This window comes from Streptomyces minutiscleroticus (assembly GCF_014650875.1).
GTDB classification, from domain to species: Bacteria; Actinomycetota; Actinomycetes; order Streptomycetales; family Streptomycetaceae; genus Streptomyces; species Streptomyces minutiscleroticus.
In genome coordinates this window covers 1-22,354 of the sequence record NZ_BMVU01000083.1, presented here as the reverse complement: position 1 = coordinate 22,354, position 22,354 = coordinate 1, and the positions used below count along the sequence as shown (strand labels likewise).

At 75.1% G+C, this 22,354-nt stretch carries 24 protein-coding genes, 1 tRNA gene and 2 pseudogenes; 11 read left to right on the top strand and 16 right to left on the bottom strand.

Annotated features, from left to right (window positions below):
* Window positions 1-440: 440 nt before the first annotated feature.
* Window positions 441-656 (bottom strand): hypothetical protein, encoded by a 216-nt coding sequence (locus IE271_RS36910; RefSeq protein ID WP_190194841.1) that lies wholly within the window; start codon window positions 654-656, stop codon window positions 441-443.
* On the opposite strand from IE271_RS36910, the gene IE271_RS36905 reads away from it, so the two are divergent.
* The gene (locus IE271_RS36905; protein ID WP_190194840.1) at window positions 649-1,161 is read left to right on the top strand and encodes a tetratricopeptide repeat protein; all 513 of its coding nucleotides are present in this window, start codon (window positions 649-651) and stop codon (window positions 1,159-1,161) included. The two genes, IE271_RS36910 and IE271_RS36905, sit on opposite strands and share 8 nt — an antisense overlap.
* Window positions 1,162-1,257: 96 nt before the next feature.
* Here IE271_RS36905 and IE271_RS36900 read toward each other — a convergent pair.
* Window positions 1,258-1,398 (bottom strand): annotated as a pseudogene (locus IE271_RS36900) (response regulator transcription factor); the annotation flags it as partial.
* Between the two features lie 36 nt (window positions 1,399-1,434).
* Window positions 1,435-2,369: pseudogene (locus tag IE271_RS36895) on the bottom strand (quinone oxidoreductase family protein).
* Window positions 2,370-2,451: 82 nt separating this feature from the next.
* On the opposite strand from IE271_RS36895, the gene IE271_RS36890 reads away from it, so the two are divergent.
* A complete protein-coding gene (locus tag IE271_RS36890) occupies window positions 2,452-2,925 on the top strand; it encodes a MarR family winged helix-turn-helix transcriptional regulator (RefSeq protein WP_190194839.1) in 474 nt (157 codons plus the stop codon).
* A gap of 120 nt (window positions 2,926-3,045) precedes the next feature.
* Here IE271_RS36890 and IE271_RS36885 read toward each other — a convergent pair whose 3' ends face one another.
* Window positions 3,046-3,684 carry a TetR/AcrR family transcriptional regulator gene (locus IE271_RS36885; protein ID WP_190194838.1) on the bottom strand — a complete coding sequence of 213 codons (639 nt, stop codon included), beginning with the start codon at window positions 3,682-3,684 and terminating at the stop codon, window positions 3,046-3,048.
* A gap of 119 nt (window positions 3,685-3,803) precedes the next feature.
* Here IE271_RS36885 and IE271_RS36880 point away from each other — a divergent pair, with 119 nt between their 5' ends.
* The 3 genes from IE271_RS36880 (at window position 3,804) to IE271_RS36870 (ending at window position 5,838) form a co-directional block, all read left to right on the top strand.
* Entirely contained in the window at window positions 3,804-4,274 is a 471-nt protein-coding gene (locus IE271_RS36880; protein ID WP_373308898.1) for a nuclear transport factor 2 family protein, read from the top strand.
* Window positions 4,271-5,131 carry an NAD(P)H-binding protein gene (locus IE271_RS36875; protein WP_190194837.1) on the top strand — a complete coding sequence of 287 codons (861 nt, stop codon included), beginning with the start codon at window positions 4,271-4,273 and terminating at the stop codon, window positions 5,129-5,131. Before IE271_RS36880 ends, IE271_RS36875 begins: the two co-directional genes overlap by 4 nt.
* A gap of 317 nt (window positions 5,132-5,448) precedes the next feature.
* Window positions 5,449-5,838, top strand: a complete 390-nt coding sequence (locus IE271_RS36870; RefSeq protein ID WP_190194836.1) for a VOC family protein — start codon at window positions 5,449-5,451, stop codon at window positions 5,836-5,838.
* 88 nt (window positions 5,839-5,926) lie between these two features.
* Here the strand turns inward: IE271_RS36870 and IE271_RS36865 are convergent, their stop codons facing one another.
* Window positions 5,927-6,244 (bottom strand): WhiB family transcriptional regulator, encoded by a 318-nt coding sequence (locus IE271_RS36865; RefSeq protein ID WP_190194835.1) that lies wholly within the window; start codon window positions 6,242-6,244, stop codon window positions 5,927-5,929.
* 615 nt (window positions 6,245-6,859) lie between these two features.
* On the opposite strand from IE271_RS36865, the gene IE271_RS36860 reads away from it, so the two are divergent.
* Window positions 6,860-7,678 carry a Cof-type HAD-IIB family hydrolase gene (locus tag IE271_RS36860; RefSeq protein WP_373308897.1) on the top strand — a complete coding sequence of 273 codons (819 nt, stop codon included), beginning with the start codon at window positions 6,860-6,862 and terminating at the stop codon, window positions 7,676-7,678.
* 39 nt (window positions 7,679-7,717) lie between these two features.
* On the opposite strand, the gene IE271_RS36855 is transcribed toward IE271_RS36860, so the two are convergent.
* Together IE271_RS36855 and IE271_RS36850 are read right to left on the bottom strand one after the other, a co-directional pair.
* A complete protein-coding gene (locus IE271_RS36855; RefSeq protein ID WP_190194834.1) occupies window positions 7,718-8,377 on the bottom strand; it encodes a response regulator transcription factor in 660 nt (219 codons plus the stop codon).
* Entirely contained in the window at window positions 8,365-9,747 is a 1,383-nt protein-coding gene (locus IE271_RS36850) for a sensor histidine kinase (protein ID WP_190194833.1), read from the bottom strand. The genes IE271_RS36855 and IE271_RS36850 overlap by 13 nt, the downstream gene beginning before the upstream one ends.
* A 177-nt stretch (window positions 9,748-9,924) precedes the next feature.
* On the opposite strand from IE271_RS36850, the gene IE271_RS36845 reads away from it, so the two are divergent.
* Entirely contained in the window at window positions 9,925-10,200 is a 276-nt protein-coding gene (locus tag IE271_RS36845) for a hypothetical protein (protein WP_190194832.1), read from the top strand.
* A 19-nt stretch (window positions 10,201-10,219) separates the two neighbouring features.
* Here IE271_RS36845 and IE271_RS36840 read toward each other — a convergent pair whose 3' ends face one another.
* Window positions 10,220-11,749, bottom strand: coding sequence for an MFS transporter (locus tag IE271_RS36840; RefSeq protein ID WP_190194831.1), 1,530 nt, complete (start codon window positions 11,747-11,749; stop codon window positions 10,220-10,222).
* Window positions 11,746-12,297, bottom strand: a complete 552-nt coding sequence (locus tag IE271_RS36835) for a TetR/AcrR family transcriptional regulator (protein WP_190194830.1) — start codon at window positions 12,295-12,297, stop codon at window positions 11,746-11,748. Before IE271_RS36835 ends, IE271_RS36840 begins: the two co-directional genes overlap by 4 nt.
* Before the next feature lie 283 nt (window positions 12,298-12,580).
* Between IE271_RS36835 and IE271_RS36830 the strand changes: the two genes are divergently transcribed.
* Window positions 12,581-13,417 (top strand): alpha/beta fold hydrolase, encoded by an 837-nt coding sequence (locus IE271_RS36830; protein WP_190194829.1) that lies wholly within the window; start codon window positions 12,581-12,583, stop codon window positions 13,415-13,417.
* A 78-nt stretch (window positions 13,418-13,495) separates the two neighbouring features.
* On the opposite strand, the gene ykgO is transcribed toward IE271_RS36830, so the two are convergent.
* From ykgO to IE271_RS36805, 5 genes are all read right to left on the bottom strand, one after another.
* Window positions 13,496-13,618, bottom strand: a complete 123-nt coding sequence (gene ykgO, locus IE271_RS36825) for a type B 50S ribosomal protein L36 (protein ID WP_028801377.1) — start codon at window positions 13,616-13,618, stop codon at window positions 13,496-13,498.
* A gap of 43 nt (window positions 13,619-13,661) precedes the next feature.
* Window positions 13,662-13,922 (bottom strand): type B 50S ribosomal protein L31, encoded by a 261-nt coding sequence (locus tag IE271_RS36820; protein WP_190194828.1) that lies wholly within the window; start codon window positions 13,920-13,922, stop codon window positions 13,662-13,664.
* A 46-nt stretch (window positions 13,923-13,968) separates the two neighbouring features.
* Window positions 13,969-14,133, bottom strand: coding sequence for a 50S ribosomal protein L33 (rpmG, locus tag IE271_RS36815; RefSeq protein ID WP_190194827.1), 165 nt, complete (start codon window positions 14,131-14,133; stop codon window positions 13,969-13,971).
* 165 nt (window positions 14,134-14,298) lie between these two features.
* Window positions 14,299-16,182 carry a Na+/H+ antiporter NhaA gene (gene nhaA, locus IE271_RS36810; RefSeq protein ID WP_190194826.1) on the bottom strand — a complete coding sequence of 628 codons (1,884 nt, stop codon included), beginning with the start codon at window positions 16,180-16,182 and terminating at the stop codon, window positions 14,299-14,301.
* A 194-nt stretch (window positions 16,183-16,376) separates the two neighbouring features.
* On the bottom strand, window positions 16,377-16,778 hold the full coding sequence (locus IE271_RS36805) for an ArsR/SmtB family transcription factor (protein ID WP_190194825.1): 402 nt from the start codon (window positions 16,776-16,778) through the stop codon (window positions 16,377-16,379).
* Between the two features lie 109 nt (window positions 16,779-16,887).
* Here IE271_RS36805 and IE271_RS36800 point away from each other — a divergent pair, with 109 nt between their 5' ends.
* The 3 genes from IE271_RS36800 (at window position 16,888) to IE271_RS36790 (ending at window position 20,610) form a co-directional block, all read left to right on the top strand.
* Window positions 16,888-18,957: a heavy metal translocating P-type ATPase gene (locus IE271_RS36800; protein ID WP_190194824.1), complete on the top strand. Its 2,070-nt coding sequence runs from the start codon at window positions 16,888-16,890 to the stop codon at window positions 18,955-18,957.
* Entirely contained in the window at window positions 18,954-19,367 is a 414-nt protein-coding gene (locus tag IE271_RS36795; protein WP_190194823.1) for a (2Fe-2S) ferredoxin domain-containing protein, read from the top strand. Before IE271_RS36800 ends, IE271_RS36795 begins: the two co-directional genes overlap by 4 nt.
* Before the next feature lie 355 nt (window positions 19,368-19,722).
* Window positions 19,723-20,610: a helix-turn-helix domain-containing protein gene (locus IE271_RS36790; RefSeq protein ID WP_190194822.1), complete on the top strand. Its 888-nt coding sequence runs from the start codon at window positions 19,723-19,725 to the stop codon at window positions 20,608-20,610.
* 90 nt (window positions 20,611-20,700) lie between these two features.
* On the opposite strand, the gene IE271_RS36785 is transcribed toward IE271_RS36790, so the two are convergent.
* Both IE271_RS36785 and IE271_RS36780 read right to left on the bottom strand, forming a co-directional pair.
* A tRNA-Gly gene (locus IE271_RS36785) sits at window positions 20,701-20,773 on the bottom strand.
* A gap of 121 nt (window positions 20,774-20,894) precedes the next feature.
* Window positions 20,895-22,133 (bottom strand): glycosyltransferase family 4 protein, encoded by a 1,239-nt coding sequence (locus IE271_RS36780; protein ID WP_190194821.1) that lies wholly within the window; start codon window positions 22,131-22,133, stop codon window positions 20,895-20,897.
* Window positions 22,134-22,354 lie beyond the last annotated feature (221 nt).

Below are 22,354 nucleotides of genomic sequence, written 5' to 3'. Positions count from 1 at the left end.
CCGACGGCGCCCTCACCGCCGACCAGGTCCGCCACCTCCCCGACCTCACCGAGGCCCTCGTCGAGGAACTGGCCCCGCACGCGATGACCCTGACGGAAGGTTTCGGCGTGGCCGAGGAACTCCTGCACGACCACCCCATCACCACCAGGGGAAGCGGCCACCTCCCCTACTGACCGCCTCGCGCCGTCGAGGCCCGGCACCCCACACCGTCGAGGCTCTGCGCCTCGCGCCGTCGGGGCCCGGGCACGCCGGCCCGCACCGGTGCTGCCGGCTTCTCCTCGCAGACGTACGGCAGCACCGGTGCGGGCCGGCGTGCCGTACCACCACTCCCCGCGTACGCACACGTCATGTCCTGCGCGGCGCCGGTACCCGGCTCGACGACAGCGGCCCCGGCTCTGCCCGCCCCTCCCGACCCGATGACCGACTCGTCCGGCCCCCGGTCAGGACGCCGGGCCGCGCTCCCGCAGCGCGCGGGCCGCGCTCGTGTCGTCGAAGCGGTGGTAGGCGCGGGCGGGGCGCCGCGACTCGCGCACCCCCCTCAGGCCCGCCGTCCCGCCCCTCCGGCGTCCGGCAGCTTCCCGCGACCGGACCGGCCACGGCGTGCCGCCCGCCGACGCGGCGGCGTGCGCCGTCTGCCACTCTTCGGTGATGACCACGCACATCACCGAAGAGTGGGAGCGGCGCTGCGCCGCCCTGTGGGACGGGTTCGACGACCACGAGCCCGCCGAGTTCCGTGCCCGGATGGAGGCCCTGGTGGGCGAGGCGCCCGAGGGGCACCCCGTCGCCCTCTTCGAACTCGCCTCCGCCCACGACGCGACGGACCTGGGCGAGCGCGCCGTGCCGCTGTACCGGGAGGCCCTGGCCGGCGGCCTGGGCGGCGAGCGGCGGCGCCAGGCCGTCGTCCAGCTGGCCAGTACGCTGCGCGCGCTCGGCGACCCGGAAGCCTGCGCGGACCTCCTGCTCGCGGAGCGCGACGCGGCCTCGGACCACCTCGACGACGCCGTGACGGCGTTCCTCGCCCTGGCCTACGTCGACCTGGGCCGCGAACGGGAGGCCGCGGCGCTCGCGATCGGCGCGCTGGCCCGGCACCTGCCGTCCTACGGGGTCTCCGTCGCCCGTTACGCCGGGGCCCTGACCGACCCGGAGGCGTCAGCGACGTAGCCGGGCACCCGGCGGGAACACGGTGGCCCGCAATCCGCCGGTCACCGCCCGCGGCTCACGCAACGGCCTCTCGGGGCGGGAGGCGGTCGCGACGCCTCACAGGTCGCCCGGTCTCACCAGCCCCGTCTCGTAGGCGAGGACGACCGCCTGGGCGCGGTCGCGGAGGGCGAGCTTGGCGAAGATGCGGGCCACGTGGGACTTCACGGTGGCTTCGCTGAGGGTCGGTTCGGCGGTGAGTCCAGGACCGCGCGCCGCCTCCGCCGTTCCCCCGGATCAGGGCAGGAGCACCACCTTGCCGAGGTTGGCCCGGGACTCGATGATCTCGTGGGCGCGGGCCGCCTCGGCCAGGGGGAGCGCGGCGTGGACAGTGGGCCGCAGCCGTCCGGACCGTGCCAGGTCCCACAGCTCCCGGCCGTGCCGTTCGTAGAGCTCGCGGCTCACCCGCGCGAACCGTGCCGTCGCGAGCCCGGTGACGGTCTTCGACCCCGCCAGGAGGTCGTGAGCGGGCAGGGTGCCGCCTCCTGAGCCGAAGAACACCAGCCGGCCGCCGGGGGCGAGCGCCGCGACCGCGCGGGGGAGGACGTCTCCGCCGACGCCGTCCAGGACGACGTCCACCGGCTCCCCCAGCTCTCGCTGTCGTAGGTCACCACCTCGTCGGCTCCCAGGCCGCGGACGAAGTCCGCCTTGGCGGACGACCCCACGGCCGCCACGACCCGGCCGGCGCCCCGGAGCCGGGCCGGCTGGACCGCGAGGTGCCCCACGCCGCTCGCGGCCCCGGTGACGAGGACCGACCCCGCGGACGCGGGAAGGGCGGTGGCGAGCGCCGCGAGCGCGACGTGCCCGCTGCGCACCAGTGTCACCGCCCGGACGGCGCTCGCGCCGTCGGGCACACGACTCGCCAGGGCGGCGGGGGCCAGGACCAGTTCGGCGTACGAGCCGCTGAAGGTGAGGGACGTGACACGGTCCCCGACCCCGAAGCCCGCCACGTCCGGGCCGAGCGCCACGACCGTTCCCGCGACCTCGCCCCCCACCGTTCCCGGCAAGGGGGTGCGGCCGCCCTCGCCGCGCACCCTCCGTACCGCCGGGAGCGTCACACCGACGGCCTCGGTCCGCACCAGCAGTTCCCCGGGACCGGGCTCGGGGGCCTCGGCTTCCTCCACACGGAGCACTTCGGGACCGCCGTACGCGTAGAAGCGGACACGCCGCATGAGCACCTCCGAACCGTTGGGTTTCCCAACGATAGGACAGGAACCGTTGGGCGGGCCAATGGTTATTGGATACGCTGCGCCCATGGCCGAGACCCCGCGCGCGCCCGCGCACATCCGCACTCTCCCCAGCTGGCTCCTGGGGCGGGCCGCCGCGCGCGGCCACCGGCTCGTCGGGGAGGCGCTGGCCCGGGTCGGGCTGCGCATGATGCACCACGCCGTACTGTCCGCCGTCGCCGAGTCGGGACCTCTCTCCCAGGCCGAGCTGGGCCGCGGCCTGGGCATCGACCGCAAGGACATGGTCGCGATCCTCGACGACCTGCAGGGCGAGGGCCTGGTGACCCGCGCTCCGGACGTCACGGACCGGCGCAAGAACGCCGTCGCCGTCACGGCGAGCGGCAGGCGCCTGCTGCGCCGGGCCGTCCGGCTGGGCGACGCGGCGAACGACGAGCTGACCGCGGCCCTCAGCCCCGCCGAACGCGCGCAGTTGGTGGATCTCCTGACCCGCATCGTCCAGCCGGGCGAGCCCTGCGCCGCGCCCCCGCACGGCGGCCGGTGACCGAATCGGACAGCAGTCGAGCCGGACGGCACCCGGCCCGGACCGCAACCGGGCGGGCGGTCCCCACTCGCAGTCCTCGCAGGCCCGGCACGGCGTGAGCGCAGGGCCCGCGCAGCCTGCTCAGGAGGGCGCTTCGGCGTCTTCGGCCGGCCCGGCGCCGTCCGCGGACGAGGGGGCGCCGAGGACCCGCGTCACGAAGCCGCCGAGCCCGGCGCGCAGTTCCCGCCGGTCCAGGCCCTCCCGGCCGGCGAGGTGGTCGACGAGGTCGGCCCGGACGGCCGACAGGAGCGCGTGCGCGGCGAAGTCGCTCCCGCCTCCCTCGGCGAAGCCGGGGAGGCGGTCCAGCACGTCCCGCAGCGTGCCGTGCCACCACGCGTAGTGCTCCGCCTCGTACGGGCCGGCCGCGGCAGCCTCCTCCAGCGCCAGCGACAGGTGGCGGTGGTCGAACTTGAAGCACAGCAGGCCGTCGAGCAGGGCGTGCGCGCGCTCCAGGGGCGGCGTGTCCGGGCCGAGCGGGGGCGGGCCGTCCGTGACGGCCCGGCGCAGGGGTTCCAGGCGCGCCGCGTACAGCGTCCGGATCAGTCCCGTGCGATCGCCGAAGCCCCGGAACAAGGTGCCCTTGCCCACCCCCGCCGCGACCGCGATGTCGGCCATCGTGATCGCCCGGGGGTCGGCACTGCTCGCGAACAGCTCGTCGGCGGCCGCCAGGACGGCTTCGCGGTTGCGGGCGGCGTCCGCGCGCGGCCTGCGTTCGGTCACGGCACTCCTTCCGTCGGGTACGGCCGGTCCCGGCCGGACCCGGTTGCGAAAACGGACCCGCGGTCCGTATTGTTGCATCGAAACGGACCGTCGGTCCGCATTCTATCGGAGGGATCCTCATGACCACCCCTGCCATGCCCGTCTCCGCCGCACCCTCACCCGCCTCCGCCCGGCTCCGGCCGGACGACCTGTTCCGTCACGGCCTCCGGCTCCTCCTGGACAAGAACATGTCCGCCTGGGTCGACCTGTGGGCCGACGACGGTGTGTTCGAGTTCCCCTTCGCCCCCGAGGGCTGGCCCCGGCGCCTGGACGGCAAGGAGGCCGTCGCCGCGTACATGCGGAACTATCCCGACCACATCGACCTGCACGACTTCCCCGACCTGACGATCCACCGGACGACCGATCCGGACACCGTCGTCGTGGAGATGCGGGGCGTGGGCCGGCTGGTGCGGTCGGGCGAGCCCTTCGACATGACCTACGTCGCCGTCGTCACGGTGCGCGACGGCCTCATCCGGCACTACCGCGACTACTGGAACCCGCTGCTCGTGCTCCGGGACGACGCGGCCGACTTCGCGGGGAGCGACCGATGACCACCACCGCCCTGGTGCTCGGCGCCACCGGTACCACCGGCGGCCGGCTCACCGCCCGGCTGCTCGCCGGCGGACACCGTGTCAGGGCGGCGAGCCGCGGCGCCACCGCCGTCGGCGGCGCCACGCCCGTCCGCTTCGACTGGTACGACCCCGGCACGTGGCAGGGCGCCGTCGGCGACGCGGACCGTGTGTACCTGGTCCCCCCGCTCGGCGCCACCTCGCCGGCCGACACCATGCTGCCCTTCCTGCGCCTGGCCCGCGCCGCCGGAGTGCGCCGCGCGGTGCTGCTCAGCTCCTCCGCGATCCCGGCGGGCGGCCCCGCCACCGGACTCGTCCACCAGGCGCTGCCCGGGCTGTTCCCCGAGTGGGCCGTGCTGCGCCCCTCGTGGTTCATGCAGAACTTCACCGGCGACCACATGCACGCGCACACCGTCCGCGACGAGGCGGCCCTGTACTCCGCCACCGGCGAGGGGCGGGTGGGTTTCGTGGACGCCGACGACATCGCCGAGGTCGCCCTGCACGCCCTGACGGATACGCACGCCCCCGGCACCGACCTCGTCCTCACCGGCCCCGAAGCGCTCCGCTTCGACGACGTGGCGGCGATCCTGGGCGACGCGACCGGACGCACCGTCACGCACCGCAGACTGACCCGCGCGCAGATGCGCGACCGCCTGGCCGCCTCGCTCCCCGCGGAGTTCGCGGGCCTGCTCGCCGACATGGACGACGCCATCGCGCGCGGCGCCGAGGACCGCACCACCGACACGGTGCTACGGCTGACCGGGCGGCCGCCGCGCGACTTCCGCACCCATGTCGCCCACGCCCTCGGGGAGGCCGGTGCGGTTCCCGTCCCCCGGTGACGGGAGCGGTGCGGGCGGCCCCCGGCCGGAGGCGGCCGTCCGCTCCGCCCCCCTCGGAGCGAGGAGGGGCACAACGCGCGAACCCCGCTCCCGTGGTCACGGGAGCGGGGTTGCCGTGGAGCGCCGGGCAGGCCTTGCACCTGCATCTCCCCGCAGGAAGCGGGGCGTCTTTCCTTGGACCACCAACGCGTGATTCCCCCGCCGGTTCCCCGGCGGCGTCTTCGGAACGATCATATCCCAACTCCGGGCGTGCGCCGACCGGTCGCCCCTCGGTACACACGTTGTCGCGCACGACGGTCGCGCCGCATGATGGCCGCATGGCCCGTCTGCACGACATCGTCCTCGACTGCGCCCACCCGGCGTCGCTGGCCCGCTTCTGGGCCGCCGCGCTGGACGGATACGCCGTGGCACCGTATGACGAGGCGGAGCTCGCGCGCCTTCGCGCGCGGGGTGTCGACGACCCGGAGGACGATCCGACGGTGCTCGTCGAGCCGCGGGACGGCGGCCCCCGCCTGTGGTGCCGGCTCGTGTCCGAACCCGAGGTCGTGAAGAACCGGCTGCACCTGGACCTGCGCTCCGCGGAACCGGAGAAGGAGGTCGGCCGGCTGGTGGCGCTCGGCGCCACGGTGGTGGCCCGCCACGAGGGACACAGTGTCCTGGCGGATCCCGAGGGGAACGAGTTCTGCGTGTTCCCCGAACACCCATGAGCGGCACACCGTGCGCGGGCGGAAGCGCCCACGGACGGTCCCTCTCGGGCTGCCGTACCGTCTCTACGGGTGGCGCGCGGCGTTCCCGCTACGCGGCCTGGCTCTGCGCCGCCGCGGCGGCGCGTGCCTGCTGCTGGTGCTCCGTGCGCGCCGTCTCCAGCAGGTTCCACCAGGAGGTGACGGTCGTGCGGCGGCGCAGCAGCGCCCGGCGCTCACGCTCCGTCATACCGCCCCAGACGCCGTACTCGATACGGTGGTCCAGGGCGTAGGCGAGGCATTCGGTCCGCACGGGACAGCCCGTGCAGATCTCCTTCGCCCGCCGCTGCGCGGCCCCCTCGACGAAAAGCTCGTCCGGGTCCGCCGTCCGGCACGCCCCCTTCTGGTTCCAGTCGCTGTCCGTCCTCACCGCAGTACCATCCTCTCCCCTGGCCCGCGTCGACGGCTACGGCCGTATCGACGGCTATGGCCTTGCTCTATGCGTTCGGCATGTGACGCTACGTTGATCATGCGCGATGCGTCATCCCCCCGATTGCGACCGTCATCCCTTCGGGTGGCTGTCCTTGACCATCGTGAAATTGCACGGTAGACGCGGTTACTCACAAGTTCCTTCCTTCAACAACCGTCACATTCCCCCCTTCGCGGGCTTACGCCTTCATGTCCCTCCCTCCCCCGGACCCGTACGGCCGTGGTGGGGGGAGCGAGTGACCGTCGACGCGGCCGGACGCGGAAAGGCACCTCACTAAAGTGGATGTGTGATCCCGCCCGGACCCTCGTCGCAGAAGCCGCGCGTGCTGACCGGCGAGAACGGCCCGCGCGTGCTCCCGGAGCACGCCCGGTCGGCCCGGGCGGACGTCTTCGCACACGGGCGCCGCCGGGCCCACCGTCCTCCGCGGTGTGCGGCGGCCGGGGGCGCACCGGACGGCGAGGGCCCCGGTGACGGCGGCGGCCCGGTCCGCCGCGCGGGGCCCGCCCGTCCTCCCACCGTCCCCACCGCACCCACCGCCCCAGGAGAGACACACTCTTGTCCGCCACCACCGCGCCCGACATACGCCTCGTCGTCACCGACATGGACGGCACCCTGCTCGACGGGCAGGGCCGCATCCCCGACACCCTGTGGCCGCTGCTGGCCGGACTGCGCCGCCGCGGCATCGTCTTCAGCCCCGCGAGCGGCCGCCAGTACGCCACCCTGGCCCGGCAGTTCCGGCAGGCCGCCGAGGGCATGGTCTTCATCGCGGAGAACGGCGCCTACGTCGTCCAGGACGACCGGGAGCTCAGCTCCGCGCCGCTCGAGCGGGCCGTCGTGGAGGAGGCCGTCCGCACGGTCAGGGGGCTGCCGGCCGGCGTGGACGCGGGCACCGTCGTGTGCGGCAAGAAGTCCGCCTACGTCGAGCGCACCGACGACGCCTTCCTCGCCGAGGCCTCCCGGTACTACGCCGAGCTGCGGCAGGTCGAGGACCTCACCGCCGTGGACGACGAGGTCATCAAGCTCGCCTTCCACGACTTCGGGCGGGCGGACGAGGGCACCGGCCCCGCGCTGCGCAGGTTCGCCGCCACCCACCAGGTCGTCCTGTCCGGACAGCACTGGATCGACATCATGGCCCCCGGCACCGACAAGGGCACCGCGGTCCGCCGGCTCCAGGAGCGGCTCGGTGTCACCCCGGACCAGACCGTGGTCTTCGGCGACTACCTCAACGACCTGGAGATGCTCTCCACGGCGACCTGGTCCTACGCCATGGCCAACGCCCACCCCGACGTCAAGCGGCGCGCCCGTCACCTGGCCCCGGCCCACACCGAGGACGGCGTGGTCACCGTCCTCACGGAGCTGCTGGGCCCGGCCTGACCGGCGCGGAGCACGCCACGGCCGCCGGGCCGTGCCGGTTCACACCCTGCGGCGGGCGTCCTCCAGGTAGTGCAGGACGGCGGCGACCCGGCGGTCCACCCGGTCGGTGGGCGCCAGGTCGAGCTTGGCGAAGATGGAGCGGATGTGCTTGTGGACCGCGCCGTCGGTGACGACGAGCCGTTCGGCGATGGCCGAGTTGCCCAGCCCCTCGGCCATCAGCGCGAGGACGTCCCGCTCGCGGGGGCTGAGCCGCTCCAGGCGGGTGTCCTGGCGGGAGCGGGTGAAGAGCTGGGCGACGACCTCGGGGTCGATGGCGGTGCCCCCGGCCGCCACCCGCCGCAGCGCGTCCAGGAACTCCTCCACCCGGCCGACCCGCTCCTTGAGCAGGTAGCCGAGACCGCCCACCCCGCCGGTGAGCAGCTCGGTGGCGAAGCTCTGCTCGACGTACGCGGACAGCACCAGGACGGCCAGGCCGGGGCGGCGGCGCCGGGCCTCGACGGCCGCGCGGATCCCCTCGTCGGTGTGCGTGGGCGGCATGCGGACGTCGAGGAGGGCCACGTCGGGCTCGTGCGCGTCGATGGCCTCCAGGGCGCCTTCCGCGGTGCCCGCCGTCGCCACCACGTCGAGGCCCTCCGCGCGCAGCAGCAGGGCGAGGCCCTCGCGCAGCAACGGGTCGTCCTCGGCCATCACGATCCGCACGGAAGGTTCACCTCGAGAGTGGTCGGGCCGCCAGGGGGGCTGGAGAGGGAGAGCGTACCGTCGTGGGCCGCGACGCGGCGGCGGATGCCGGTGAGCCCGGACCCGCCGTTCTCGTCGGCCCCGCCCCGGCCGTCGTCGGTGACGCGCAGGAGCAGCCGGCCGCCCTCGCCGCGGACGGTGACGGCGGCCTGCCGGGCACCGCTGTGCTTGGCGATGTTCGTCAGCGCCTCGGCCACGACGAAGTAGGCGGTCGCCTCGACGGAGGCGGCGCACCGCGCGGGCACGTCGACGTCCGTGCGGCAGGGCACGGCGCAGTGGGCGGCGAGGCCGGAGAGCGCGCCCGCCAGTCCCCGGTCGGCGAGGACGGGCGGCAGGATGCTGCGCGAGACCGTGCGCAGCTCGGCCAGCGCCTGCTCGGCGGCCGACTGGGCGCGTTCGAGGAGTTCCTCGGCGCCCGCCGGGTCGCGGGCCACCATGCGGCGGGCGGCGCCGAGCAGGACGGTGACCGAGACGAGCCGGTTCTGCGCGCCGTCGTGCAGCGAGCGCTCGATGCGGCGCAGTTCGGTGGCGTGCGCGTCCAGGGCCGCCGCGCGGGTGGCGGTCAGCTCGGCCACGCGCAGCGAGAGGTCGGCGTCGGGGCCGGCCGTCAGGAGCCGGCGGCCCGGCCGCGCCTGGAGGCGCGCCATGCCCGGGGCCAGCCCCAGGACGATGGCGGTCCAGGCCAGGCCCAGCAGGCCCACGGAGATCGCTTCCGCCCAGGACTGCGCGGGTCCGAACCCCACCGACGTGCTGTTCGCGTCCGCGGGCGCGAGCCGCCACCACAGCGGGAAGGTGGTGTCACGGACGGCCATGACCGGCAGCAGGACGCCCAGCAGGCCGAGGAGCAGCCCGAGGGTGGCGTGCCGGACCAGCCAGCGCAGCTCGCGGCGGGTGGTGGGGTCGGCGAGGGCGCTGCGCGGCCGGGTCGGCGGCGGTTCCGGCGCGGCGATCGCGGGGCCCCAGCGGCCGAGGCGGTCGCGTTCCCGCCCGGCCAGGGCGTGCAGCGCGCGCAGTGCCGCGGGCGCCGCGAGCAGGCCCACGCCGACGACGCCGGTGACGGCGGTGACGGCCAGCAGGAGCAGGACGGCCACGGCGAGGAACGCCGTGCCGAAGCCGCCGATGAGCTGCCCGAGCGCGGACAGCGCGGCGGACGCGGTCCGTGCGGCGGTCTCCTTCGGCCCGGGGCCGCGGGCGGCGTCGGCCGGTGCCGCGGTGCCGTCCGGTGCGACGGCGGCGTCCGGTGCGACGGTGCCGCCCGGTGCGACGGTGGCGGCCGGTGCGGCGGTGCCGGCTCGCGGCTTCCCGGTCCCGGGGTGCTGGTGCGTGGGCATGCGTCCCTCCTCCGGCACGGACCCTACGGGGTGCGGCGGCCGGTTCCCCACTCCGCGGCCGGAAAGTACAGCCTGCTGTACCTCGCGGCGGCCCGCAGGCGGGATCGGCCGGGAGGGCCCCGGTCCGTAGCGTCGTCGGTGACAGCAGGAGCGGACCACACACCCTGGAGAACACCGATGCCGGACACCCACTCCCCTCGCCCGACCGTCGTCGGCACCGACGCCGCCGCCCCGTACGGGACGTCCGCCGACGCCTCGCGCGAGACCCGGTCCGACGTCCCGCGCACCGACGTCGTCCGCACCGCGCTGTGGGTACTGCTGGTGGTCAGCGCGGTCGGCAACATGATCGCCACGTACAGCGGCGGCCCCACCGCGGCGCATCTGGTCTGCGGTGCGGTCAGCACGCTGTGCATCGCCGGCCTCGTCGTGCGCCGGCTGCGGGAGCGCCGGTGACGCCGGCGGCCTCCTGCTCCTAGGACCCGGCCGAGTCCTCCAGGCGCCGGCCGCGCAGCAGGAACCAGGCCGCGGCCGACGCGGCCAGCAGGACCGCGGCACCGGCGCCGGCGGCGAGCGAGAGCCCGTCGACGAAGGCCTCGCGGGCGGCCGAGAGCAGTTCCCCGGCGCGGTCGGCGGGCAGGGCCGACGCGGCCTCGACGGCGCCGCCGAGCGAGGCGTGGGCCGCGGCCGGGCTGCCCGGCGGGGCCGTGAAGCCGGCGTAGACGCCCGTCACGATCGAGCCGAGCAGCGCGATGCCGAGCGCCGCGCCCAGTTCGTACGCCGTCTCCGACACCGCGGACGCGGCGCCCGCCCGCTCCTCGGGCACGCTGGAGAGGATGACGTCCGCGGTGACGGTGAACGACAGGCCCGCGCCGACGCCGACGACCAGCAGGGCGGTTCCGAGCAGCGGACAGCCGGTGGAGCGGTCGACGACGGTGAGCGCCGCCAGGGCCAGGCCGACGGCCGCGAGCCCGCCGGAGACGACGGCGCGTACGGAGAAGCGCCGGGCCGCGCGGCCCGCGACCAGGCCGGAGGCGACCGCGCCGACGGCGGCCGGGAGTTCGGCGAGCCCGGCCTCCAGCGGCTGCCTGCCCTGGACGAGCTGCAGGTACTGGGAGAGGAAGAACACCAGGCCCGACATGCCGAGCACGGTCAGCAGGTCGGCGAGGACGGCACCGCTGAACCCGCGCTCGCGGAACAGGCGCATGTCGAGGAGCGGGGCCGGGATGGTGAGCTGGCGGCGGACGAACCCGTACAGGGCGGCCGCGCCCGCCAGGCCCGCGCCGAGCGTGGCCCACGCGAAGCCGTGCGCGGCGGCCTCCTTGATCGCGTACACGACGCCGACCATGCCGACGAGGGACAGCGCGACGCTGGCCGGGTCCCACGGGCCGGGGTCCGGGTCGCGCGACTCGGGCAGCGTCCGGGCGCCGACGAGGACGAGGACCGCCATCACCGGCAGGTTGATCAGGAAGACGGAGCCCCACCAGAAGTGCTCCAGCAGGAAGCCGCCGACGACGGGGCCGACGGCCGTGCCGGCGGAGGCGGCGGCGCCCCAGACGCCGACGGCGAGACTGCGTTCGCGCGGGTCGTGGAAGAGGTTGCGGATCAGCCCGAGCGTGGAGGGCATCAGGGTGGCGCCCGCGACGCCGAGCAGGGCCCGCGCGAGGATCATCAGCTCCGGCGTGGTCGCGTAGGCGTTGAGCACGGAGACCGCGCCGAACGCCGTGGCGCCGGTCAGCAGCAGCCGCTTGCGCCCGACGCGGTCGCCGAGGCCGCCCATGGACACGAGCAGACCGGCGATCACGAACGAGTAGACGTCGCCGATCCACAGCAGCTGCGTGCCCGAGGGCCTCAGGTCCTCGCTGATGTAGGGGGTCGCGAGGCCGAGGACGGTCGCGTCCACGGCCACCAGCAGCACGGCGAGCACGAGCACGCCCAGGGCGGGCCAGCGCCCGGGGTGCCCCTCGGGCGCCCTCGTCCCCGCCGCCCGTACGACACCGGTCACGGCCCCTCCCTGCGCAGGGCGCCGCCGAGCAGCAGCTCGGTGATCATGAAGGGGAAGTCCTTCGCGGCCACCCGGCCGTCGAGCACGGCCCAGCCGCCGGAGACGACGAGCCCGAACAGGGCCTCGGTGAGCCAGGCCGGCGTGAGGTCGATGCGGAGCTCGCCGCTCTCCTGACCGCGCCGGAACAGTGCGACGAGCCGGGCGTCGATGCGCTCCCAGCCCTCGTTCTGCCCCTCGCCCTCGAACAGCTGGTTCTCGCTGTAGAGGAAGGAGAGCAGGCCGGCGGCCGGCTCGATCTCGCGCACCAGCCGGCGCAGGGCGTCGCGCACGGGCCCCTCGTCGAGCCGGGCCGCGTCCAGGGCGGCCTCGCACTCCTCGATGCCGAGCGCCTCCAAGGCCCGGACGAGCACGTCCCGCCCGGCGAAGTGGCGGTGCAGCGTGGCCCGGCTGATCCCGGCCGCCTTGGCGACCTCGTCCATGGTGGCGGTGGACTTCCGGGCGAGCAGGGCCGCGGCTCCGCGCAGCACACGGTCACGATCGAAGGGCATGAGACAAAGATAGCGCGCATGAGACATTCTTGTCTCATCCAAGGCGCGTGTGGCGCACACGGTGGCACTTCACCGGAGAGCCGGACCGATCGGACGGCCGGTCCTCCACCTGTCACCCTCCTCCGTCGCCCGCCGTCCCCCCGCCGTCACCCGCCCACGGCCGCGGAGCGCCGTTCGGCCGCGCCGCCCCGGGGTACTCGCCCCGCCCGGCCCCGGGCCCCGGCCGGTGACCGGGGGCGGGCGGCGGGCCTGCCCCGGCGCGACGCACGCGAGAGGGAACACCATGCCGTTCATCACCGTCGGGCGGGAGAACTCCGCCTCCGTCGACCTGTACTACGAGGACCACGGCAGCGGCCGCCCCGTCGTGCTCATCCACGGCTACCCCCTCGACGGGCAGTCCTGGGAGAAGCAGGCGGCGGCGCTGCTCGACGCCGGGTACCGGGTCGTCACCTACGACCGGCGCGGTTTCGGCCGGTCGAGCCGGCCCACCACCGGCTACGACTACGACACCTTCGCCGCCGACCTCAACACCGTCATGGAGACCCTCGACCTCACCGACGCCGTGCTCGTCGGCTTCTCCATGGGCACCGGCGAGGTGGCGCGCTACGTGAGCGCCTACGGGACCTCCCGGATCGCGAAGGTGGCGTTCCTCGCCTCGCTGGAGCCGTACCTGCTGAAGACGGACGACAACCCGAGGGGCGCCGCGCCGCGCGCGTTCTTCGAGGACATCTCCGAGTCGGTCAGGGCCGACCGGTACGCGTACTACACGCAGTTCTACGAGGACTTCTACAACCTCGACGACACACTGGGCTCGCGCATCAGCGAGGAGGCGCTGCGCAACAGCTGGAACACCGCGGCCGCCGGCGGCTCCCACGCGGCCGCGGCCGCCCCGCTGACCTGGTTCACCGACTTCCGCCAGGACATTCCCAAGATCGACGTACCGGCCCTGATCCTGCACGGCACGGCCGACAACATCCTGCCCATCGACTCCACCGGGCGCCCCTTCCACGAGGCCCTGCCGTCGGCGGAGTACGTGGAGGTCGAGGGCGCGCCGCACGGTCTGCTGTGGACCCACGCCGAGGAAGTGAACAGGGCGCTGCTGGACTTCCTCGCCAGGTGACGCCCGCACCCCCACGACGACGGCCGGCCCGGTCACCGCGCGCTGCGGTGACCGGGCCGGCCGGACGGACACGGTGTCTCAGCCCTGGCGGGCCTTGAAACGCGGGTCCTTCTTGTTGATCACGAACGTCACGCCCCTGCGGCGCACCACCTGCGCGCCGGGCTTCGACTTCAGCGAACGCAGTGACTTGCGCACCTTCATGGCTGTCTCCTTGCTTGCGTGCTCCCGTACCGGCGCCGGCCGGTCAGGCGCGGGCCGAGGCCGTGCGGCCGTAGCGGCGCTCGAAGCGCTCCACCCGGCCCGCGGTGTCCAGGACCCGCGAGGTCCCGGTGTAGAAGGGGTGACTGGCCGACGAGATCTCGACGTCGATCAGCGGATGGGTGACACCGTCCTCCCACTCGATCGTCCGCGTCGCGTGCGCGGTCGAGCGGATGAGGAACGCCGTTCCCGCCGCGCGGTCGCGGAAGACGACCGGGCGGGACTCGGGGTGGATTCCGGGCTTCATGGTGTGTCCTTCCTCGTGGTCGTCCGCCGGTGGGCGACGGCTCGCGTCATCGCTCCTCGCGGAAGGGGACGTGCTCCCCGGCCACCGGGTCGTACTTGCGCAGGACCAGCCGGTCGGGGTCGTTGAGACGGTTCTTGCGCGTCACGTAGGCGACGCCGGTCCCGGCCGTCGACCTCAGCGTGACGACGGGACGCGCGGTGTTGCGTGCCATGAGGCCCTCCTTTCGTCGCCCACATCACGGACCCTTGGTCCGTTCATGTCAGCCACGTGTTCCTCAACACCACGGTGCGCCCTCCCATTCCCGGCCGCCGCGCCCGGTTCCGGGCCGTCGCCCGGAAGGTGTGACCGGCCGCGGCGGCGCGCGGCCGGCGACCGGCTACACCTCCAGGGCGGCGCGCTCGCGTGCGGCGCGCACGGCCGCCGACAGACCGGCGATGTCGTACGCGCCCTGGTGCCTGCGTCCGTTCACGAAGAAGGTGGGCGTCCCCGCCACGCCGCTGAGGTCCGCCGACTCCACGTCCTCGGCCACCCGCGGCGCGCCCGCGCGGGCCCGCACGTCCTTCTCGAAGCGCTCCGCGTCCAGGCCGAGCCGCTGCGCGTACGCCATCAGGTCGTCGAAGTCCAGCGCGCCCTGGTGACCCATCAGCAGGTCGTGCATGTCCCAGTACCGGCCCTGCAGGTCGGCCGCCTCCGCCGCCTCGGCGGCGAGCTGCGCGTGGAGGTGGACGTCCGTCAGCGGCAGGTGCCGCCACACGTAGCGCACGTCGCCGAAGTCCTTGAGCAGCTCCCGGACCACCGGCTCCGCCCGGCCGCAGTACGGGCACTCGTAGTCCCCGTACTCCACCAGGGTCACGGGGGCGTGCCGCGGCCCGCGGACGTGGTCCCGGCCGGGGTCGACGGGGACCTCCAGGTCGACGAGCGCCTCCGCCCTGCCGAACAGCGCCCGCAGCCGCAGGGGGCGCGGCATCGCCCCGACGGCCGCGGTGACGAGCCGGCCGGCCAGGAAGGAGCACACGACCGTGCTGAGGATGCCGATCTTCGCGTCCTCCAGGAGGGTGCCCGTGTCCTCGAAGGCGAGCGTCGCGATGAGCAGCGACACCGTGAAGCCGACGCCGACCAGGGCGCCCCCGGCGGTGACGGCGCCCCAGCCGACCGGCGGCCGGACGCGGCCCCGGCCGAGCGCGGTGGCCAGCGCCGTCGCCCCGAGGACGCCCAGCGGCTTGCCGAGGACGTAGCCGAGGAGGATGCCGAGGGTGACGGGCGAGGTGAACGCGCGCCCCAGCGCCTCGGCGCCGACCGGGATGCCCGCGTTGGCCAGCGCGAACAGCGGGACGACGACATAGCTGGTCCAGGGGTGGTACATGCGCTGCAGCCGGTCGTTCGGCGAGATGGCCGAGGCGAGGACGGTGCGGACCGAGCGCTCCAGTTCGGGGGTGGGCTGCTCGCGGAAGCGCCGGAACAGGCCGGTCGCACGCTCCAGCTCCGCGCGCGGCGCCGGGTAGGCGTAGGTCAGCAGGCCCATGGCGAGGCCGATGACGACGGGGTCGACGCCGGACTCCAGCAGCGCGGCCCACGCCACGAGCGCGAGCAGCGCGTACACGGCGCCGTGCCGCACCCCGAGCCTGCGGACGAGCAGGACGACGGCGAACGTGCCGACGGCCACCAGCAGCGCCGGCAGGACGACGCGCTCGCTGTAGGCGACGGCGATGACGGCGAGCGCCACGAAGTCGTCGACCACGGTGACGGTGAGGAGGAAGACCCGCAGCCCGGCCGGCATCCGCCGGCCCGCCACGGCGAGCGTGCCCAGCGCGAACGCCGTGTCGGTGGACATGGCCGCGCCCCAGCCCTGCGCCGTCCCGTGCCCCGCGTTGAACGCGAGGTAGACGGCGACCGGTACGGCCATGCCGCTGACGCCCGCCACCACCGGCAGGGCGAGCCGGCTGCGCTCGCGCAGCTCCCCCATGTCGAACTCGCGCCGCGCCTCCAGGCCCACGACGAAGAAGAACAGCGCCATCAGCCCGGAGTTGACCCACTCGCGCAGGTCGAGCGAGAGGCCGTACGGGCCGAGCCGCACCGACAGGTGCGTGTGCCAGAAGGACTCGTACGACGCCGGGGACGCGTTGGCCCAGACGAGTGCGGCGAGGGCCGCCGCCACCAGGAAGGCGGCGCTCCCGGTCTCCGTGCGCAGGAAGTCGCGCAGCGGGGAGCGGACGCCGCCGCCCGGGGTCCGGCCCGTGTAGTCGCCGGCCTCGCAGGTCATGCCCGGCCGTCCGGCCGGGGCGCAGGGGCGTTCGTCATGTCTGCCTCGCGTCGTGACTCACGTGATCTCCCAAGTCGGAGTCCACCGTCACTATTCCGCGCGGCGGTGCCCGCGTGTTACGCCGTCCGGGGTTTTCGGCCCGATCCGGCCGGGCGGCCCGGCACCTCGGCCGCGGCCGGCCGCGGTGGAGCGGGTCAGGCGGTCGGTGCCGGTGCCGCCACCGGCTCCTCCCCCGCCGCGGCGGGCGTGTCGCTGAGGCCGAGGCGCAGGTGCTCGACGTGGTGGAGGGCGTGGTCGAGGAGGTCGGCCACGTGGTTGTCGTACAGGGAGTACACGACGGAGCGGCCCTTGCGGGTGCCGACGACGAGGCCGAGGTTGCGCAGCAGGCGCAGCTGGTGGGAGCAGGCGGACTGCTCCATGCCGACCTCGGCGGCGAGTTCGGTCGCGGGCAGCGGGCCCTCGCGCAGCCGGGCGAGGATGAGCACCCGCGACGGGGTGGCCAGTGCCTGGAGGGTGGTGGCCACCTTGGCGGCGCCGGCCGCGTCCAGACGGGTGCGCCGTGCGCTGCTGTCAGATCGTGCGGCTCCGTGACCCATGCGGCCATCGTACGCCGCGCCCCCAACACATGAAGAGATGTTCATTCGTTCCTGTTACGGTGGTGGCGACGCACCCGTCCGCCCCCGTCTGCGAAGGGCACCCCCTGCCATGACCTCCACCCTCACCCGCCCGGCCCCGCCCGGCGGCGCCGTCCGCGACGTGGTGGCGCCCCGGCGCCGTACGCGGATCCTCGCCCTGCCCGAGGCGCGCTGGGCCGCGGCCGCGCTGCTGCTGTTCCTCGCCGCGCTGCCGCTGTACCTGCTGGACGCCCCGGCCTGGACCTGGGGCCCGCTCCTCGCGCTCACCTACGCGGCCGGCGGCTGGGAGCCGGGCTGGGAGGGGCTGAAGAGCCTGCGCGAGAAGACCCTGGACGTGGACCTGCTGATGGTGGTCGCCGCCCTCGGCGCGGCCGCGCTCGGGCAGGTCCTGGACGGGGCGCTGCTCATCGTCATCTTCGCCACCTCCGGCGCGCTGGAGGCTCTCGCCACCGCCCGCACCGCCGACTCGGTGCGCGGCCTGCTCGACCTCGCCCCCGCCACGGCGACCCGTCTCGTCCAGGACGGCACCGAGGAGAGCGTGCCCACCGAGCGGCTGCGCGTCGGTGACACCGTCCTCGTACGGCCCGGCGAGCGGATCGGCGCCGACGGGCGGGTGCTGGACGGCGCGAGCGAGGTCGACCAGGCCACCATCACCGGCGAGCCGCTGCCGGTGGCGAAGGAGGCGGGGGACGAGGTGTTCGCCGGCACCCTCAACGGCACGGGCGCGCTGCGCGTACGGGTCGGGCGGGACCCGTCGGACTCGGTGATCGCCCGGATCGTGGCCATGGTGGAGGAGGCCTCCGGGACCAAGGCGCCCACCCAGCTGTTCATCGAGAAGGTCGAGCAGCGCTACAGCGTCGGCATGGTGGCGGCGACGCTCGCCCTGTTCGCCGTCCCGCTGCTTCTCGGCGCCGATCTGCAGTCCACGCTGCTGCGTGCGATGACCTTCATGATCGTGGCGTCGCCGTGCGCGGTCGTGCTCGCCACCATGCCCCCGCTGCTGTCCGCGATGGCCAACGCGGGACGCCACGGCGTGCTGGTGAAGTCCGCCGTCGTGATGGAACGGCTGGCGCAGGTGGACGCGGTGGCGCTGGACAAGACCGGCACCCTGACCGAGGGCACCCCGCGCGTCACCGACGTCCGCCCGCTGCCCGGCGGCAGTGTGACGGAGGAGGAGCTGCTCCGGCTCGCGGCGGCCGCCGAGCACTCCAGCGAGCACCCGCTGGCCCGCGCCGTCGTGGACGCCGCGCGCGGCCGCGGCCTCGACCTGCCGCCGGCCCGGGACTTCGCCTCCGCGCCCGGCACCGGCGTGAGCGCCGTCGTCGACGGCCGGACGGTCGCGGTCGGCAGCCCCGCCCGCCTGCTCGACGGCGGCGCCCACCCGGCCGCGGCGGCCGCCGCGGCGCTGGAGGAGGACGGCCGCACCGCGGTGCTGGTCACGCTCGACGGCGTCCCGGCCGGCGTGCTCGGCATCGCCGACCGGCTGCGCGCGGACGCCGCCGCGGCCACGGCCGCGCTCGGCGCGCTCACCGGCTCCGCGCCCGTGCTGGTCACCGGCGACAACCCGCGCGCCGCGGCCCGGCTCGCCCGGGAGGCCGGCATCACGGACGTGCGCGCCGGGCTCCTGCCGCAGGACAAGGTCGCCGCCGTACGGGAGATGGAGCGGGCCGGGCGGCGGGTGCTCGTCGTCGGGGACGGTGTCAACGACGCGCCCGCGCTCGCCGCCGCCCACACCGGGATCGCCATGGGCCGCGCGGGCTCCGACCTCGCCCTGGAGACCGCCGACGCCGTCGTGGTGCGCGACGAACTCGCCGCCCTCCCCGCCGTCGTGCGCCTGGCCCGCCGTGCCCGCCGCCTGGTCGTGCAGAACCTCGTCGTCGCCGGGGTGTTCATCACCGTCCTCGTCGTCTGGGACCTCGTCGGCACCCTGCCGCTCCCCCTCGGCGTCGCCGGGCACGAGGGCTCGACGGTGCTCGTCGGCCTCAACGGCCTGCGGCTGCTCGCCGACGGCGCCTGGCGCCGTGCCCGTGCGGAGGACGACCGCGCCCGCGGCGGGGACGCCCGCTCCCGTACGGAGGACGGTCCCGACCGTGCGGAGGACGTCCGTGCGGAAGGCGCCCGTGCGGAGGACGGCCGATGAGCCGCCGCCGTCGCGGTGCGGCCGCCTCCGGGGCCCCGGAGGCGGCGGCCCGCTGCACCGTCACCGTCTGCCGCGGCTGCTGCTGCGGGACGGGGAAGGTCCCCGGCCCGGACCACGCCGCCCGGCCGGCGCGGCTGCGCCGGGCCGTCGGGGACCTCGCGCTGGTACGGGTGACCGACTGCCTGGGCGCCTGCGAGCACGCCGATGTCGTCGTCGTGCAGCCCTCCTCCGCCGGCCGCGCGGCCGGCGGGCGCCCGGTGTGGCTGGGCCTGGTCGACGACACCGACGCCGTCGACGACATCGCCGCCTGGGTCTCCGAAGGCGGTCCCGGAATCACCGGTCCGCCCGGCGTGCTCGACCTGTACGCGTTCACGCCGTCCCGCCGGGTCCGCCGCGGCGCGGCCGGCTGACGGAGCCGTCCCGTGTCCGGCGGCCGGCACCGCCCGCTTCGCGTCCCGGCCGCCCGCCCCGCTGGACGGCTTCTCGGTCCGCGTCGTGATCGGGCTGCGGGGCGCTGGACCGGGCGGGTCCTGGAGCACGTACGGGAGTACCTGGACGAGTCGCCCGGCCGACCGGTCCCCCCGCGTCTCGTGCCGCGGGGCTGTTCCCTGCAGGTCAAGTCACTTATGCGTTCCGCGGCAACACACTTTCACCGGGCCTTCTAGGCTCGTCGAGGGGGCGGCCGCCGGGTCGCCGCACACTGTCGAAGATCTGCCTGCTCGTCTCCGCGCCCCGCGGGGACGAGTCCTGCGGGAAGGGCCCTGTATGACTGAACGGTTCCAGCCGTCGCGTGAGGGCGGTGACACGCTGCGGGAGCTGATCGACGGACCGGCGGAGGAGCCGCGCCGTTCCACGGCGCCCGGCGGGGAGGGCGGGGACGGCGCGGCCTTCCTGTACCTCGGGATCCACCGCGGCGGCCGGGCCGTGCTCGACCGGGACGGGACGCGGGTCCCGCTGGCCCCCGGCGACCTGGTCGTCAGCGACACGCCCAGCCCGGCGTTCGTGCGCCGGGGCGGCGACTGCCGGATGGTGTTCTTCCGGGTGCCCTCCCCCCACCTGGGCGTGCCGGCGGCCGATCTGCGGCGCGTGACGGGCCTGCCGGTGCGCGGGAGTTCGGGGATGGGCGCGCTGGTGTCCGCGTTCCTGTCCGCGCTCGCCGCCGAACCCGGCTTGCGCCGCACCCCCTCCGGCGGCCTGCTCGCCCGCAACGCCGTGGACCTCGTCGCGCTGCTCCTCAGGGAACTGCTGGACGCGCGGGCGGCCGCCGGGCCGGTCCCCGGCGCCGAACTCCTGGCCCGTGTCCACGCGTTCATCGAGGAGAACCTGACGGACCCGGGCCTGTCGCCGGAGTCGATCGCGCTCGCCCACCACATCTCGGTCCGCTACCTGCACAAGCTGTTCCGGGGCGACGGCACGACAGTGGGCCGGTGGGTGCGCCGGCGCAGGCTCGACGCCTGCCGGCTCGAACTCGGCCGCCCGTCGCACCGAAGACCCACTGTCGCCGCCGTGGCCCACCGCTGGGGTTTCGCCAGCCCGTCGCACTTCAGCCGGGTCTTCCGCGACGCCTACGGCATGTCCCCCAGCGCCTGGCAGACCCTGGCCTCGGCCGGGCACGGAACGCCGGCCGCCGACCCCGGCGTTGCGCACCGCTGACCACCGGTGCCGGCACTCAGTGTTGATGCCGTGTCATCCGCACGGTGAACGGACGAACCCCGTGCCCGGTGACCCGGGCACGGGGTTCTCTGGAGCGCCGGGCAGGCCTTGCACCTGCATCTCCCCGCAGGAAACGGGGCGTCTTTCCTTGGACCACCAACGCACGGCCGCTGACCGGGGATCCGGCAGCCGCTCAAGATCTACTGTAGCGCAGCCACGGCCGGGTCCACAGCATCGGCCGGCCACCGGACCGGTCGCACGGTCCGGCCGTCGCCGGCCACCGGTCACACGGTCCGGCGGCGGCGCTGCGGGCGCACGCGGCGCAGGAAGCGGCGCAGCCGGTTGCGCACCCGGGGGCGGTTCCGCTGCCAGGCGCGGGACCAGCGGGTGGCGGCGAGCTCCGCGAAGAGGGTCTCGTACGCGCGGGCGACGGTGGCGGGGTCGAACCGGCGCGACGCGGCCAGCGCCGCCCGCCCCATCCGGCGCCGCAGTTCGTCGTCGGCGATGAGTTCGATCAGCGCGGCGGCCAGGGCCTGCGGGTCGCGCACCGGGACGAGGCGGCCGTCGACCCCGTCCTCGATGATCTCGGCGGGGCCGAGCGGGCAGTCCGTGCTGACCACCGGGACGCCGCAGCGCATGGCCTCGACGATGGTCATGCCGAACGACTCGGCGTCGGAGGCGACCGCGACGATCGACGCCTTCGCGAACTCGGCCTCGATCGGCGAGACCACCCCCATCAGGGCCGCCCGGTCGGTGAGCCCGCGCTCCTCGATGAGGCGGCGCAGCCGGTCGTGGTCGTTGCCGGCGCCGTAGATGCGCAGCGTCCAGTCCGGATACTCGGCGGCGACCTTGCCGAACGCCTCGATCAGCAGGTCGAACCGTTTCGAGCGGACCAGCCGCCCGCCCGCGGCGACGACCTTGGCGCTGCCGTCGGAGGGCGGACCGGGTGGTGCGGGCACACTGTTGGGAACGGCCAGAATCCGTACGCCGGGCATGCGCATCTTGCTGCGGTAGACAGCGGCGTCCGCCTCGGTGGTGGTGACCACGGCGTCCAGGTCCCGGTAGTGGCGGGCGAGGACGGTGTTCAGCTTCTTGGGGTGGATGTCGTGGGTGAGGTGCTCCTGGGCGATGCGCAGGGCGCGGCGCGGGCCGAAGCGCGCCAGGTAGACGTTGATGCCCGGCCGGGTGCCGATGACGATGTCCGCGTCGCAGGCGCGCAGGTACTCCTCGGCCCGCCGGTCGGTGAGCCGGCTGTACTTCTTGTACTGGTTGTCCGTGTCGGGGAAGACCCGCGAGGGCTCCCGCGACAGGGGGTCCTCCAGGTCGGGCGAGTCCCTGCGGATGTCCACCAACGGTGTCACGGTGATGCGCGGGTCGACGCGGAACTTCGGCTGCGCGCGGTTGCGGAGCATGGACACGATCGTCACGTCGTGCCGGTCGGAGAGTGCGGCGGCGAGGTTGAGCGTGGTGCGGATGGTGCCGCCCACACCGTAGACGGTGTGAATCAGGAACGTGATCTTCACGCTGCGGGCTCCCGTTCCCTCGCACGGCGCGCGACGGCGACGGCCCGCGGCGAGGCGGGACCGGGCCGACGGCAGCCGGTCGTCGGGCCGGCTCCGCGACGGGACGGCGGCCCGGGTCATGGTCATGGACTGTGCGGTGCTGATGCGCTTCGAGCTGATGTGTCCCGGGGCGCGCGGCGGCCGGGTCGCGGCCAGCCGCCGCGCGCCCCGGGAACGACAAA

What these genes read in the sequence shown, in the direction of transcription:
- nhaA (WP_190194826.1), bottom strand. Translation starts at nt 16,182, where the DNA reads ATGACCTGCGAGGCCGGCGACTACACGGGCCGGACCCCGGGCGGCGGC.
- IE271_RS36795 (WP_190194823.1), top strand. Translation starts at nt 18,954, where the DNA reads ATGAGCCGCCGCCGTCGCGGTGCGGCCGCCTCCGGGGCCCCGGAGGCG.
- IE271_RS36830 (WP_190194829.1), top strand. Translation starts at nt 12,581, where the DNA reads ATGCCGTTCATCACCGTCGGGCGGGAGAACTCCGCCTCCGTCGACCTG.
- rpmG (WP_190194827.1), bottom strand. Translation starts at nt 14,133, where the DNA reads ATGGCACGCAACACCGCGCGTCCCGTCGTCACGCTGAGGTCGACGGCC.
- IE271_RS36820 (WP_190194828.1), bottom strand. Translation starts at nt 13,922, where the DNA reads ATGAAGCCCGGAATCCACCCCGAGTCCCGCCCGGTCGTCTTCCGCGAC.
- IE271_RS36890 (WP_190194839.1), top strand. Translation starts at nt 2,452, where the DNA reads ATGGCCGAGACCCCGCGCGCGCCCGCGCACATCCGCACTCTCCCCAGC.
- IE271_RS36845 (WP_190194832.1), top strand. Translation starts at nt 9,925, where the DNA reads ATGCCGGACACCCACTCCCCTCGCCCGACCGTCGTCGGCACCGACGCC.
- IE271_RS36800 (WP_190194824.1), top strand. Translation starts at nt 16,888, where the DNA reads ATGACCTCCACCCTCACCCGCCCGGCCCCGCCCGGCGGCGCCGTCCGC.
- ykgO (WP_028801377.1), bottom strand. Translation starts at nt 13,618, where the DNA reads ATGAAGGTGCGCAAGTCACTGCGTTCGCTGAAGTCGAAGCCCGGCGCG.
- IE271_RS36835 (WP_190194830.1), bottom strand. Translation starts at nt 12,297, where the DNA reads ATGCCCTTCGATCGTGACCGTGTGCTGCGCGGAGCCGCGGCCCTGCTC.
- IE271_RS36875 (WP_190194837.1), top strand. Translation starts at nt 4,271, where the DNA reads ATGACCACCACCGCCCTGGTGCTCGGCGCCACCGGTACCACCGGCGGC.
- IE271_RS36850 (WP_190194833.1), bottom strand. Translation starts at nt 9,747, where the DNA reads ATGCCCACGCACCAGCACCCCGGGACCGGGAAGCCGCGAGCCGGCACC.
- IE271_RS36870 (WP_190194836.1), top strand. Translation starts at nt 5,449, where the DNA reads ATGGCCCGTCTGCACGACATCGTCCTCGACTGCGCCCACCCGGCGTCG.
- IE271_RS36905 (WP_190194840.1), top strand. Translation starts at nt 649, where the DNA reads ATGACCACGCACATCACCGAAGAGTGGGAGCGGCGCTGCGCCGCCCTG.
- IE271_RS36880 (WP_373308898.1), top strand. Translation starts at nt 3,804, where the DNA reads ATGACCACCCCTGCCATGCCCGTCTCCGCCGCACCCTCACCCGCCTCC.
- IE271_RS36790 (WP_190194822.1), top strand. Translation starts at nt 19,723, where the DNA reads ATGACTGAACGGTTCCAGCCGTCGCGTGAGGGCGGTGACACGCTGCGG.
- IE271_RS36805 (WP_190194825.1), bottom strand. Translation starts at nt 16,778, where the DNA reads ATGGGTCACGGAGCCGCACGATCTGACAGCAGCGCACGGCGCACCCGT.